The organism is Gordonia asplenii, from assembly GCF_012933505.1.
Classification (GTDB): Bacteria; Actinomycetota; Actinomycetes; order Mycobacteriales; family Mycobacteriaceae; genus Gordonia; species Gordonia asplenii.
In genome coordinates, this window is record NZ_JABBNB010000010.1 from 81762 (window position 1) to 95188 (window position 13427).

Genomic DNA, 13427 nt, shown 5'->3' on the forward strand with positions numbered 1-13427 from the left:
CATCGCCGGTCAATGCTTATGGCGCCGCGACGCCCAACGCCGCGATCCGCGAGTTGCGAGCCTTGAGGAACCGTCGTGCCTCCTTCAAGTAAGCCTTGTACTCGAGTACACCTATCGGATGTCCTGGACGATCGAAAGCACCGAACGGCAGCATGAAACGAACGTCACCAGTGGCTGGATCGGCAAGGTCCTGGAGTTCGAAAAACTCGATGAAGCCTCCGAAGTTGGCGAACAACCCGAAGTATGCAGCGTTCGCATCCATAACCCGCGCCAGTGGGCTCGACTGCCCCTCGTAGTGCCTCCGCACGCATTCCAGCGTCAGGTCGAGCCTGTCACCGATCCTACTGTTGAAACCTCGCATGGCGTTGATCGTGCCGACACCCTTAACCGTGGTGCTCGGCCAGATCATCATGCTGCCGATCGTGTAGCGCATCCGCTCGAATGATCGCAGCTTGTAGTCGGGTACCTCTCGCACCGCAGTCTCCATCCGCGTCCATCCGAGATACCCAGGGACGCAAGTGTCGCTCGACATAGCGAAGTCGCCGACCCTCGACGTATGGCTCAAGTACCGACCGGGGGTTCGGGTGTCGAGGAGGAAGATGTCACCCCTCGGCAACGGACGGCTCCATAGCGCCGCGTGGTAGCGCCGGAGCGTCGGACTTGTCCTGTCAGGATCGCTTCCGTGCTGTGCATCCGATCGGAAGTCAAAGTTCGTGTCAATGGTCTTCCGCGAGGCGTCGGGGCTCACGAATCGGAACATCATCGCCTCCGTCTCGGTGATAGCCTTGGATATCGCGGCCCTGCTACCTGTTTGGGCGAGTTCGTATTGCGAAGTTCGCCCAGGCTGCTTCAACTCGTGTAACCATCTTGCGTGATTTCCTTGAGACGTCGCCACACAGTAGCGACTCTCGACTCGATCATGGGTGAAGTCGTGGAATTCTGGCTCGAGGTCGGCGCAAGTCGATCTGTCGTGGTGGCACCGGCAATCGACGGGTTTAGTAGGGCCGGATGCTGACCGTGGCGTGGGACGATGTGCCCGAACCACCGATGTCATGGTGTTGACTACGAGACCGGCAATGAGAAACATCTTCTGACCTGCCTGTCTATTCGAGCATAGCTAAGTCGACTCGAACCCCTGACCCCAGACTGCCAGTGCGAAGTCGGGCGTACTCGGATGTCTCCTGTGCTCCGATTCGTGCAGGTTGACAAAGGACTACGTGATTGCGTCTCGGTGGTGTCTGTTAACTCGGAGTCAAAGGACCGCATTCAGACACCACCTACGCCGGTACCTCGATCTTGGAATGTCCTCCCGAACCAAGTCCGGGAGGACATTCCACCCATCGATCGAGATCGTGTTAGTACCAAGCGACTCCAAATAACGCATCTTTACGGGGTCGCGCTGACTCTGCACCGTGTAACTAACCGGAGCATTCATGCCGAGTGTGTCCCGCACGTCGTCAAGGAGCAGGTTGAAGTTTGGATCGGTGAGGCTGAACCCGAGGAACAGAAACGTTGACGACAGCATTTGCGTCCTGAGCATGTCGAACATGACTCGACGCTCGGTGCGGGCGCGACTGTAGTCGGTGCGAGTCAGCACGACAGTGGTCGGTCGTTCGATCGTTCCATGGAGCTTGACGAGGTGGTTGCTCGGGTTGGCTGCGAGTGACTGCCGAAAGTCATCCTCGGTAGCGCTGACTGTCAGGTCAAGGGACTTCTCGGTGTATGTCCGCTCAATCAATCGGTCGTAGTTGGTTGTAAATAGCCGAGTCAGCCCAAGTCCACGACCTCTGAGTGCGACGGCGTCGGGGCACATAATGGGTGGCGGTCATCGAACTGTTCCTGCAAGAACTCACGATATTGCCGTCGCCCACCGTGCGCCGAAACACCTCGGCACAGTCAATTGCCGGTTCGGTTCGGAAGAACCTTGTCACGATTCTTGTTCGGACTCCTCGGCGCGGACCCACAGTTTGCTCCTCATGCGGTCGATCAGTTGCGGCCAGGTGGGCATTGGTTGGTAGTCGTCATCACCGTTATGCCAGAGATCCGGCACCGGTGAGCTATCCATGTCAAAGTAGCGGCGCTGCCCCTTGCGAGCAGTACCATATGAAAGGCCGGAGCCGACGAATATTAGGAGGTTGCCGTCGGCCACCTTGCGCCGGAGTGACTGTAGGTACTCTGCGTTGAGCGGATCTCTGTACCAGTGTGTATATGTCACGATGCCCTCTCATTCAGGCGTGCAGCCGATGAGTCCTGAATTGTCGCATGCGCCTTGGCGATCCGCCGCAGTTTCAAACTGACGCCAGCGTCCCCGGATCTCCATGCGATGGTCCGGGGCCGCCGGTCGCGCGGGTGGGACTACGCCGCGGTGTCGAGCTTGACGATTCCCTCGGGTCGGCTCACGCCGACCTCGAAACGGCCTTCCAGACTTGCGCGGACCGCGGTGCGGTCGAAGTCACCGCGGGCGCGGTCGCACTCCACACGGACGGCACGCCGAGGTCTGCGTGGATCCGTACCAGTCCTCCGACAGGAGGCAGCCCCCACCGGCGGCGATCTGGGTGGAGACCACGGACTGGATTCGCCGCAGACGAGCCGCGGTGGGATCAGCCCGCAGACCTTCTGGCCGTTTGGAATGGGCACAGTGAGGGCAGATAAGCTGTGCCCGAGTTCGCCTAGGGCACAAGGAAGCCCCTCTAATCCAGATCGGAGCACGTTTCTCATCTGTGGACCTAACAGAACAACTATCGAACCCCGAGGACCACTTCACCCGATGCTCGCGAAGTCACCCGCTGACCAGCGGTGGTCTCGACGGCTCCCCCGGGACCCTCCGAGCAAACTTTCCACCGGTGATATGCTGTTGCGGTCCCGGCCCGCACACCACCGGGGCGCCAAACACGTGTGTTCGTTGCGTGTGGCCCTGGTCTGGTGCACCGTTTGACTCGGTGCTGCAGGTTATATCGGTGTGCAGTGTTCTTGGTTCCACGGTAGTAGTCCCAGCGCTGGAGACGCTTGTGAGCGGCCTAGGAAGTCGCGAATTTGCCAGCAGCGAAGGCAACTCGAAGGGAGCTCGTATGGTTCGTAAATCTTGGTTTGCGATTAAGAACATCTGGTATGGCCTTACAGGGTCGCTCCTGACCATGACCAGACGCAACGAACCGGTAGTAGCGTGTCGCGTCTAAGTTGTTGGGTACGGTCGCCGAGGCTTGGGCGTTGTGGTTGTCGATGACCGCCACGTCCATCTCGTTTCCTCGCACACACCCGCCGTCAAGGCGAGGTGTCTGCGAGTGGACGAGGTGAACCGTTCGCGGGCGTCTCCACTCACCCGCGGCACGGATATCGTGCGCCCGACTCACTCCCCGGTGTACATCATCTGTCCCACTGGTAACAACGAATCGATGCTGCATCCACTTCGTGCGCTGAAGCGTACCCTGTGTCGAAGTTGTGGCGGGTGTGATCGGCCGGCAGAGTGCCCTGACCCTAATTGGAAACTGCCTGCTCAGCGGTAGTGCGGTGAATGTTCCCCGACACTGGTGACGGGGCTGAGTGCAATCGGCCGCGCCGGGCCAGAGGGCCGCAACACCACACCGTTAGCCGCGCACTCCACTAGTCCAGACCCACCCACCCCGGAGATGACGCCACGGGTGTACGTGCACGCTCGACCGTAGGCTTGTCGCCGCCGCGAATGCCGTGACCCACGGCCACAGCGCGACCTTCTAGCACGTTCTCGGCACACTCGAGGGTTACAAATGAAGAACGGCCCGATCAGAAATCTCTCTGACCAGGCCGTTTCTCTTTGGAGTTACGGAGTCTCATATGTGCAGCTAGTGGCAGGTTTCTGTGTCGAGAGCGGCTAGTCCATACCGGCGTGTTTCTGCCCACCTTGGGACACTCTTGGGACACTGGGGTCGAGCAATAGCAACGGGAAAGGCACAGGTGTATCGCGATGACGAAGATTGCGGGGTATTACGAGCTGGAGTCCTCGTTTGTCACGAACGCCGCCATAGCTGACTTGACCCTCGAAACCTTGATCGAAGGCCACGCGGTGACAATCGAGTTGCCTCGCCTCTCGGCTACCAACCCGTGGGAACTTGCACCTGCCAGATCGGTTCCGTGGACCAATGGCGACTGGGGGATGGTTACCAGCCTAGAAGGTGGCCGCGCAGCCTCAATAGTGGTGCAGTCCATCGGATTCACCTTTGAGGTCGCCTCGGACGATCCGACAGAGCGTGCGCGAGAGATCGTCCTCCAGCTCGATGCATGGTGGGCCAAGACGTCGAGCTGGCTCGAAATCGCGACCGGGCAGATCTTGAGCAAGATCGGACACACCACTGTCGAAACGATCGGGGAGAAGACCCCTGTGTGGTCGGTCAACGATGATGAAGATGGACACAAGCCCCTCACCTGGCCGAGTGTGACCACGATCGACATGGGGAATCGAGTAAGAGCTGTAGACAAGGACAACCTCGCCGCCGCTCTAGCCCTCGTTGCCATCGACAAGAGCCCGCCTCTCGCATGGACTCTTGTCAGGGATGCTCGCTCCCTAGCCGATGCGGGCCAATTGCGACGAGCGATTGTGGACCTAGGATCCGCGGCTGAGATCGGGGTAAGAACTCTCCTCCACCATCAACTCGACCTAACGGTTCCGACAGGAATCAAGGAACGCCTGACTAAACGACCTCCGACGCTCGGCCAGGCGGCCCAGATTCTAGAACAGGCGGGATTCGGCAGCCTACCGGCTAGCTTCCGCTCCGACGTCGTAGAGATTAGGAATCGAGTCGTTCACCTAGCAGCAGCATCCTCAACAGACGACGTTTCGTACGAGGAATATGAATGCGCACTCAAAAGCGCGGTAGCAGTGGTTGAGCTGGCTTCTCCGCTTCCCGACGGAATCGTACGAGAGTGGTACGAACGCGAGGATTAGTGTTGGTCAGCGCACACCGGCTTAGCGATCCCGGCGGCGCAACTTGGGCAGGCGATCCCCGGCGCGATCTCGTGCGGCGCGCTACGTGGCCCCACGACGAGAACTCGGTGACCGCGTGGGGCGATCGCTGGCTCGTGGCCTGACGGTCCAACTACTCCATCACTAGCCAGACGTACCGGCCACGATGATCCCGAGGCCGCGTGGCGCGAGCTGGAGCGAGTCCGACGATACGACACAGGTGACCAAAGACGCACAACGACAAGGGATCATCGCCCGGGACCCGGCCGAGTTCGCGGAACCCGCCAAAACCAAGCGCCGCACCTCGGAAGAACTCGACGCGTGGACGCGGGATGAGGCCAACCTGTTCTGCAAGCACGCGGCCGGGGACCGGATGGCGGCGTGCTGGCTCCTCACGCTGTGCGGACTCCGCCGATCCGAAGTGCTCGGGCTTCGCTGGAAAGACGTGGACCTCGATGCGGGAACGATCACAGTCACCCAGGGGGCGCGTCGAGGTCACCGCGACATCCATCGACACCGCCGAACCCAAGACGGCACGCGAGTACCGCACCCTACTGATCTCGGGCGAGATCACCGAGGCGCTGCGAGCCCTGCGCACCACCCAGGCGGCCGAGCGGGTGGAGTTGGGGTGGCAGGTACGTCGAAACGGGACTCGTCCCGGTGGAGGCCGACGGGACCGCGACGCTGTCACAGACGTACGCGGATCGATTCCGACGACTGGCGGCGTCCGCCGGAGTCCCCGCCATCACTCTCCGCAACGTGCGGCATACGTCGGTGTCGGTGATGTTGGACGCCGGTATCCCGCCGACAGTGGTCGCCGCCTGGCCTGAGCACGATCCTAGAATGACGGTCTCGGTGTACGGCCGGACCTACGACGACTCACTCAAGTCGGCCGGCGCGGCCTTGTTCGGGCCGTCGGCGTAGGACGTAAGCCGCTGGGGCACTCTTAGGACACTGGCTTCGGCAACGAAAAAGCCAGGCCCGAGGATTTTCCCTCTGACCTGGCTCTATTCTGTGGAGCTAAGGGGACTCGAACCCCTGACCCCCACACTGCCAGTGTGGTGCGCTACCAGCTGCGCCATAGCCCCGTGTTCAATTCTGTGCCCCGCGTTGTTCTTCTCGGTGCAAGAGAAAAAACTACACCATCGCCGCGAGCGCATCCAAATCGCCTGGACAGACGCGAAATTCACCCGTTTGACCTCTATCCGAGGGCGGCTGAGCACGTTTGCATGGATCGGTGCGACTACGACAACTCGGACCGATCACCGTCGCCGCGGTCGCGGCAGCTCTGCTCGTGAGTGCCAGCACGCCAGAAGCCGTTGTACGACAGGCAGTTTCCGCTACGACGGCGTCGAAGCCGGCACCCCACACTCCGACGACGCGCACCCTCACGATCAGCTGGGTCGGCGACAACATCCTGGGCACCGACAAGAACTTCGGCGGCGCCACCCTGCCCATCCTGTGGCAGGAAGCACACAACTCCCCCACCTACTTCTACGACCATGTACGCAGCTACTTCGACGCCGACGACCTCACCGTCGCCAACTTCGAGGTCGCGCTGACCACCGAGCGTCGCGAACGTTACAAGGGCGAAGGCGTTACCTATCACTTCTACGGTGAGCCGGCCGCAGCCCGAACCCTCTCCGCAAGCGGCATCGACGCCGTGACGATCGCGAACAATCACACCTTCGACTACGGCCAGAAGGGCTTCGACGACACGGTGCGCGCCCTTCGGGCGGCAGGCGTCGACTACTTCGGCAGCGGCTATGACGGCGAAGGTTCCACCTACGACTATCAGGTTCTGCGCGACGTCGCCGGCGTGCACGTCGGACTCCTCGGCTATCAGGCGTGGACCGACACTCCGCAGTTCCGCGCCAGACTCCGCGACGACTTCGCCACGATGCGCCGCCGCGGCGCCCAAGTGGTCATCCCCTACTTCCACTGGGGCATCGAGACCGAGCACATCCCCTACGACGTCCAGACCGCGCTGGCGCACTACTGCATCGACCAGGGAGTCGACGCCGTGATCGGCACCCACCCGCACGTCCTGCAATCGATGGCGACCTATCACGGCAAGCTGATCGCCTACTCGCTCGGCAACTTCGCCTTCGGCGGCAACAACAACCCGACCGACAAACGCACGATGATCTTGCAGACCCGCCTACGCGTCACCGACGGCCACGTCGACGACACCGAGTTCCGCGTCATCCCAACGCGGGTCTCGGGCAGCGAAAGCTTCAACGACTACATCCCGACGCCGTACCGCGGCGCCGAACGCACACAGGTGCTCGGATTCATCAACGAGATCTCACCGTCGCTGCACGGCCGGGTGAGCACGGAGTTCACGCCCGTGAGGTGATTACGAGCCGTCGGCTCGATTTTCGAGCCGTGGTGACCGGTTCGGGGTTGACGGTGAAAGTTGTAGGGCCGCAGGGGGATTCGGTCAGACTGAGTTCTTCGGCTCGCCAGACCCCTCGTTACACCGAAGCTCGTTCCTCGCCTCGGCACTCGGGGACCGAGTTTGTCACCTCGAGTCGGCTTGGGTTCGTCGACTCACCAGACCCCTAATCCGCCTTCGCGCTGAGCAGCGTGCTGAGCCAGTTGGGGTCCGACACGTCCAGCGGCGCGCCGGCACTGAGCACCGTCGGCGTGCCGACCTGGCCACCGGTCGCCTTCGCCAGCTGCGTCTCCGACGCCTGGGCGGCCTGCTTGGCCTGCGACACCTTCGCGCCGTCGGCGATGCACTTCTGCGTCGCGGCGCTCGCGCCCTGATCGGCGGCGATCTTCGCGAGGTCGGCATTGCTGTGGTCGCTGGTGCCGCCCTCCTGCGGCTGCTGCGCGAACAGCGCACTGTGGAATTTCAGGAACACTTCAGGCTTCTCCCCGGTCGCGACGCACTGGGCGGCGCCCGCGGCACGCGAGGAATAGTCACCCGACGGCGACCGCGAGTCCAGGAAGTTGAGCATGTGGAAGCGCACCCGCAGCTTGCCGTCGTCGACGGCCCGGACGATCGCCTGCCCCGACTGCTTCTCGAACGATCCGCAGATGGGGCACATGAAGTCCTCGAAGACGTCGATGGTGTGCCCGGCGTCGTTGGCCCCGACGATCAGTGACGCGTTCTCGGTGAGTACCTTCTCGTCGACGCCGCCCTTGTTGCGCTGGCTGTTCCACACCACGCCGCCGATCACCAGCCCGGCGATCACGACTACGGCGAGTCCGACGAGCACATACGTCAACGTGCTCGACGTCGACGACGGCTGATATCCCTTGCCGGCCTTGGGAATCGATCCAGATTGCTTGCTCACACCAGTTCCTTCTCATCGGTCGCTGCGGCGTCGGGCGAATCCCACCGCAGTCGCGATCCGGGGCCAAGAGCCCAGCGGGATCGCGGAAATACACTGAGCCACAACGCAATCGCCAGGAACCCGACGTCGCGCAGGATCTCGGTCAGATAGTGCCACCACGTGACCGACGCGTCTTCGCCGCCACCGCCGAAGCATCCGCAGTCAATCGTGTAGCCGCGCGCCCACACCGACGCGATCACACCGATGAGCACCACGAACAGCACCGCGGACACGATCGCCGTCGGCCGTACCGCCAGCCCGATCAACAACAGCAGGCCGAGCGCGATCTCGAACATCGGCAACACCAACGACGTCGGGTAGGCCAACGAGTCCGGCAGAATGTGGTACGCACGTACCGCGATCTCGGACTGATCCGGGTCCGCCGCCTTGAGTCCGCCCGCGACGATCAGCACAGCGGCGAGCCCCACACGCGCGAGCAGACTCACCCAGGGCACCCAACGATTCACCACAACGACAATAGTGCCGGGCCCCTAAGAAGACACTGAGCCGCTACGGCCCGAGCACACCGTCGACGAGTTCCTGCGCCTGCTGCTGTACCTGCTTGAGATGCTCGGCACCCTTGAACGACTCCGCGTAGATCTTGTACACGTCTTCGGTCCCCGACGGCCGAGCCGCGAACCACGCGTTCTCGGTGGTCACCTTCAGCCCGCCGATCGGCGCGCCGTTGCCGGGCGCTTCGGTGAGGATCGCGGTGATCGGTTCGCCGGCCAGTTCCGTCGCCGACACCTGGTCGGCCGACAGCTTCGACAGCACCGCCTTCTGTTCCCTCGACGCCGGGGCGTCGATGCGGGCATACGCCGACTCGCCGTAGCGCTGGGCCAGTGACGCATAGCGCTGGCTGGGGCTGGTACCGGTGACCGCCTGGATCTCCGACGCCAGCAACGCCATGATGATGCCGTCCTTGTCGGTCGACCACGGCGAGCCGTCGAAGCTCAGGAACGACGCTCCGGCACTCTCCTCGCCGCCGAAGGCGATCGAACCGTCGAGCAGCCCGTCGACGAACCACTTGAATCCGACCGGTACTTCCAGCAGCTTGCGGTCGATGCCGCCGACCACCCGGTCGATCAACGACGACGACACCAACGTCTTGCCGACCGCGGCGTCGGCGCCCCAGCCGTCACGGTGGGTGAACAGGTATTCGATGGCGACCGCGAGGTAGTGGTTGGGATTCATCAGCCCGGCGTCGGGGGTGACGATGCCGTGCCGGTCGGAGTCGGCGTCGTTGCCCGTGGCGATGTCGTACAGGTCACGATTTGCGATCAACGACGCCATCGCGTTCGGCGAGCTGCAGTCCATGCGGATCTTGCCGTCGGTGTCGAGGGTCATGAACGCGAACTGCGGGTCGACGGTCGGATTGACGACGGTGAGATTCTCCAGGTTGTAGCGGAATCCGATCTCCGCCCAGTACCCGACGGCCGCGCCGCCGAGCGGGTCGGCGCCGATGCGTACCCCGGCGTCGCGGATGGCCGCCATGTTGACCACCTCGCCGAGATGGTCGACGTACTCATAGGTGAACGGATACTCGGTCACCAACGGCGAGAGCCGCGCCTTCTCGAAGGGCACCCGCTTGACGCCCTCGAGTCCCTTGGCGAGCAACTCGTTGGCGCGCGCCGCGACGCCGCTCGTGATCGACGTGTCGGCCGGTCCGCCCGACGGCGGGTTGTACTTGAATCCGCCGTCGCGCGGTGGATTGTGCGACGGCGTCACTACGATGCCGTCCGACAGCACCCCCGGATGGTCGCGGTTGAACCGCAGAATCGCGTGGCTCACCGCGGGAGTCGGGGTGAACTTGTCGTTGTCCGCGGTGAACACCTCCACGCCGTTGGCGACGAGAACCTCGATGGCACTGCGCCAGGCCGGGATCGACAGGGCGTGCGTGTCGAAGCCGATGAACAGCGGACCGGTGATGTTCGCACCGGTCCGGTATTCGACGATGGCTTGCGTCGTGGCAAGGATGTGCGCTTCGTTGAATGCGGTGTCGAGACTCGAACCACGATGGCCCGACGTTCCAAAAAGCACCTGCTGCAACGGGTTTGACGGGTCAGGCTGCAGATCGTAATACGCTCGCTCCACCGCGGCGACGTCGATCAGGTCTTCGGGCAACGCGGGAGTACCGGCTCGTGGGTGCGCAGTCATGCCGGATATTGTGCCAGGAGTCAGCTGGGTTGTACTGGCAGCTGAGCAAACAGCAACGAGTGTCAGTAGGCACTCGCCGAAGGAGTTGAATCCGCCGATGTCGCGCCGCCCCGCACTGTCGATTCTCGTGCTGCCCGGCGGCACCGACTTCAGCCACCGTCCGTTCAGTAAATGGCAGCCCTCGGCGCTGCGGATGTACCCGTTCACCTGGTCGTTGCGGGCCCGCTTCGGCTCGCGGGTCCACGTCACGCAGGTGGAATACGGCGTCTACGGATGGAACGGCGACCAGGCCAGCCCGATGGTGCACGCGCGGGCCGCGCTCGACGCCCTGGCCGCCGACAATCCCGGTGCGCCGATCGTCGTCGTCGGGCATTCGATGGGCGGCCGGATCGCCGCACAGCTGGCCGCAGATCGTCGAATCGTCGGCGTCGTGGCACTGGCACCGTGGTGGCAGTTCGCCGATTGGCGTGAGATCCACGGCGGCGCAAAGGTGTTGGCGATGCACGGCAGCGCCGACAAGGTCACCTACGCGTCGCGGACCCGAAAAGGCGTGCAAGAGTTGACCGCTCGCGGCGTCGACGCCACCTACGTCGACGTCCCCGGCGGTGCGCACGCGATGCTCGATCACATCAACCAGTGGCAGTCGGCGCCGATCCGGTTCGTGAACGAGATTCTGCGCCAGGTGAATTGAGGCACTCAGGTGATTGAGGCACCCAGCGAATTGAGGCGTCAGCCGTCCCGTCGTCGAAGTCGGTCGACGTCGCGGGCGACGCCGATCACGTCGTCGATGCTGACGCCGCCGAGGTTCACCATGGCGTCGGACCCGAACGTCGCACTGCGGACCGACAGACCGTCGGCGATCAGGAGGATCGTCGCGGCGGCGGCCCGGTCGGCGCCGGCGTCGATGAGCGCCTGATGCCACTGCGCGTAAGCGGACTCGATGGCCGCCTGTGCGGCGGGATGTCCCCGCATCGCCAGCCGCGATACCGCGTGATAGATCAGCTCGAACCGCTCGTCGAGGTGATGCGACGTGCGCAGCATGAAGTCGATCGGCCCGGCGTCGGCGTTGCGCATTTCCACGACGTCGTCGGCGAATAGGTCGTCGGCCAGCTGAGCCAGTCCGTCGGCGAGCGCGGCCTTCGACGCGAAGTGATAGAGCAGCCCGCCCTTGGACACCCCGGCCCGTTTGGCGACGGCGTCGAGGGTGGCCGCACGCTCCCCGCTCTCGGCGAGGATCTCGGCGTAGGCGTACAGAACCTTGGCGCGGGCGGCAGGTGGGGGCGGCACTCGCAGAAGTCTAGTAAGTCTGGTCACCATGCTTGGAACTCATACCGTCCAGACGGTATAGTAACGCTGGTCAGACATACAACACAGGAGAGTGGACCATGACTTCCGCAACGCGGAACAACCCAGCGAGGGCAGTGAACGGCGGTGTGCCCGAACCGGCTGGCGGTACGTCGTCGCGTCGACGCTGGCTGGCCATGGCCGTCCTGCTGCTGCCCGTGCTGTTGGTCTCGATCGACAACACCGTCTTGAGCTTCGCGCTTCCCCAGATCTCGACGACCCTCTCCCCCAGCGGCACCCAGATGCTGTGGATCATCGACATCTACCCGCTGGTGCTCGCCGCCCTGCTGGTGCCGATGGGGTCGTTCGCCGACCGCTTCGGTCGACGTCGGATGCTGTTGATCGGCGGTGCGGGATTCACCGTCGTGTCGGTCGTCGCGGCCTTCGCACCGACCGCCGCGGCGCTGATCGCCGCCCGTGCCGCGATGGGCATCTTCGGCGCGATGTTGATGCCCTCGACGCTGTCGTTGGTGCGCAACATCTTCACCGATCGCAATGAGCGACGTATCGCCATCGCGATCTGGGCGGCCGGATTCGCCGCCGGTGCGGCGCTGGGCCCGATCGTCGGCGGCTTCCTGCTGGAGCATTTCTGGTGGGGCTCGGTGTTCCTGCTCGCCGTACCGGTCCTGGTTCCGCTGCTGGTTCTCGGCCCGATCTTCCTGCCCGAGTCCCGCAACCAAACCCCCGGTCCGATCGATTTCCCGTCCATCGCAATGGTTTTCGTCGCTATGGGATCGTTGGTGTTGGGCATCAAGGAGATCGCTGCCGACGGTGTCACCGTTCTTTCGCTGGCCATCGTCGCGCTGGGCGTGGCGATGGGTGTGGCCTTCGTTCGACGCCAGCTGAGCTTGCCGACCCCGATGCTGGACATGTCGTTGTTCACTCGACGGGCGTTCAGCGGCGCGGTGCTGGTGAACCTGCTGTCGGTGTTCGCGCTCGTGGGCTTCCTGTACTTCGCCTCGCAGGAACTGCAGCTGGTGCACGGCCTGAGCCCGATGACCGCGGGCCTGGTCCTGATCCCCGGACTGATCGGGATGGTCGTGGCCGGCCTCGGGTCGGTGCCCGCGGTGAACCGTTGGCGACCGGTCGTGGTGGTGTGCTTCGGCTTGGCGCTGTCGGCGGTCGGGTACGCGTTGATCGCAGGTGCAACGGGTAGTCTCGCCGTGCTGATCGGCGCGTTCACCGTGATGGCGATCGGCATCGGCGCGACCGAGACGGTCTCGAACGATCTGATCGTGTCGGCCGTACCCGCCGAGAAATCCGGTGCGGCGTCGGCTATTTCGGAAACGGCCTACGAGTTCGGCGCGGTGTTGGGCACCGCGGTGCTGGGTAGCGTGCTCAACGCGATCTACCGGTCGAAGGTCCAGTCGGGTTCCGGCGTCGATGCGAGCGCGGTCGACACCCTCGGCGGCGCCCACGAGACTGCCACCGGCCTGCCGGCCGAGCACGCGTCGTCGTTGATCGCGAGCGCCAACGACGCATTCGCGTCGGGCGTCGGCGCGACCGCGGGAATCGGCGCGCTGGTGATGATCGCCGCGCTCGGATTGGCGGCCGGCATGCTGCGCTCGGCCAAGTAGAGTCCGCGGTTGGTTGACGCAGCGCTGAAATGTTCCCTGGGCGGCTTCGGATCCTCCGCGTTTTCTGGA

At 63.6% G+C, this 13427-nt stretch carries 12 protein-coding genes, 1 tRNA gene and 1 pseudogene; 6 read left to right on the plus strand and 8 right to left on the minus strand.

The genetic code is table 11. The features are described from left to right. Positions 1-16: 16 nt before the first annotated feature. From HH308_RS11585 to HH308_RS11595, 3 genes are all read right to left on the minus strand, one after another. Entirely contained in the window at positions 17-748 is a 732-nt protein-coding gene (locus tag HH308_RS11585) for a DUF6994 family protein (protein ID WP_170194360.1), read from the minus strand. Between the two features lie 504 nt (positions 749-1252). Beyond that, complete coding sequence (locus HH308_RS30695) at positions 1253-1813, minus strand: SIR2 family NAD-dependent protein deacylase (protein WP_376767214.1); 561 nt, start codon at positions 1811-1813, stop codon at positions 1253-1255. Between the two features lie 114 nt (positions 1814-1927). Then, entirely contained in the window at positions 1928-2149 is a 222-nt protein-coding gene (locus HH308_RS11595) for a hypothetical protein (protein ID WP_211188409.1), read from the minus strand. 1791 nt (positions 2150-3940) lie between these two features. Between HH308_RS11595 and HH308_RS11600 the strand changes: the two genes are divergently transcribed. From HH308_RS11600 to HH308_RS29770, 3 genes and pseudogenes are all read left to right on the plus strand, one after another. After that, positions 3941-4918, plus strand: coding sequence for a hypothetical protein (locus HH308_RS11600; RefSeq protein ID WP_170194363.1), 978 nt, complete (start codon positions 3941-3943; stop codon positions 4916-4918). Positions 4919-5102: 184 nt separating this feature from the next. After that, positions 5103-5429: pseudogene (locus tag HH308_RS30700) on the plus strand (tyrosine-type recombinase/integrase); the annotation flags it as partial. A 167-nt stretch (positions 5430-5596) separates the two neighbouring features. Beyond that, entirely contained in the window at positions 5597-5860 is a 264-nt protein-coding gene (locus HH308_RS29770) for a site-specific integrase (RefSeq protein WP_246284539.1), read from the plus strand. Between the two features lie 91 nt (positions 5861-5951). Here the strand turns inward: HH308_RS29770 and HH308_RS11615 are convergent. Next, positions 5952-6024: transfer RNA gene (locus HH308_RS11615), tRNA-Ala, on the minus strand. A 149-nt stretch (positions 6025-6173) separates the two neighbouring features. Here HH308_RS11615 and HH308_RS11620 point away from each other — a divergent pair. Beyond that, on the plus strand, positions 6174-7295 hold the full coding sequence (locus HH308_RS11620; protein WP_312870549.1) for a CapA family protein: 1122 nt from the start codon (positions 6174-6176) through the stop codon (positions 7293-7295). Positions 7296-7500: 205 nt separating this feature from the next. Here HH308_RS11620 and HH308_RS11625 read toward each other — a convergent pair whose 3' ends face one another. From HH308_RS11625 to pgm, 3 genes are read right to left on the minus strand one after another with little or no spacing between them, the layout of a single operon-like run. Further along, positions 7501-8241 (minus strand): DsbA family protein, encoded by a 741-nt coding sequence (locus HH308_RS11625; protein WP_170194367.1) that lies wholly within the window; start codon positions 8239-8241, stop codon positions 7501-7503. Then, on the minus strand, positions 8238-8747 hold the full coding sequence (locus HH308_RS11630) for a MauE/DoxX family redox-associated membrane protein (RefSeq protein ID WP_376767215.1): 510 nt from the start codon (positions 8745-8747) through the stop codon (positions 8238-8240). The genes HH308_RS11625 and HH308_RS11630 overlap by 4 nt, the downstream gene beginning before the upstream one ends. Positions 8748-8790: 43 nt before the next feature. Then, positions 8791-10437: a phosphoglucomutase (alpha-D-glucose-1,6-bisphosphate-dependent) gene (gene pgm / locus HH308_RS11635; RefSeq protein WP_170194369.1), complete on the minus strand. Its 1647-nt coding sequence runs from the start codon at positions 10435-10437 to the stop codon at positions 8791-8793. A gap of 97 nt (positions 10438-10534) precedes the next feature. Between pgm and HH308_RS11640 the strand changes: the two genes are divergently transcribed. Next, positions 10535-11128, plus strand: a complete 594-nt coding sequence (locus tag HH308_RS11640) for an alpha/beta hydrolase (RefSeq protein ID WP_170194370.1) — start codon at positions 10535-10537, stop codon at positions 11126-11128. A gap of 38 nt (positions 11129-11166) precedes the next feature. On the opposite strand, the gene HH308_RS11645 is transcribed toward HH308_RS11640, so the two are convergent. Next, entirely contained in the window at positions 11167-11724 is a 558-nt protein-coding gene (locus tag HH308_RS11645; protein ID WP_170194371.1) for a TetR family transcriptional regulator, read from the minus strand. A gap of 98 nt (positions 11725-11822) precedes the next feature. On the opposite strand from HH308_RS11645, the gene HH308_RS11650 reads away from it, so the two are divergent. Next, on the plus strand, positions 11823-13358 hold the full coding sequence (locus tag HH308_RS11650) for an MFS transporter (protein ID WP_170194372.1): 1536 nt from the start codon (positions 11823-11825) through the stop codon (positions 13356-13358). Positions 13359-13427 lie beyond the last annotated feature (69 nt).

Coding starts and splice junctions, on each gene's coding strand:
- HH308_RS30695 (WP_376767214.1), bottom strand. CDS start 1,813: ATGTGCCCCGACGCCGTCGCACTCAGAGGTCGTGGACTTGGGCTGACT.
- HH308_RS11600 (WP_170194363.1), top strand. CDS start 3,941: ATGACGAAGATTGCGGGGTATTACGAGCTGGAGTCCTCGTTTGTCACG.
- pgm (WP_170194369.1), bottom strand. CDS start 10,437: ATGACTGCGCACCCACGAGCCGGTACTCCCGCGTTGCCCGAAGACCTG.
- HH308_RS11640 (WP_170194370.1), top strand. CDS start 10,535: ATGTCGCGCCGCCCCGCACTGTCGATTCTCGTGCTGCCCGGCGGCACC.
- HH308_RS11650 (WP_170194372.1), top strand. CDS start 11,823: ATGACTTCCGCAACGCGGAACAACCCAGCGAGGGCAGTGAACGGCGGT.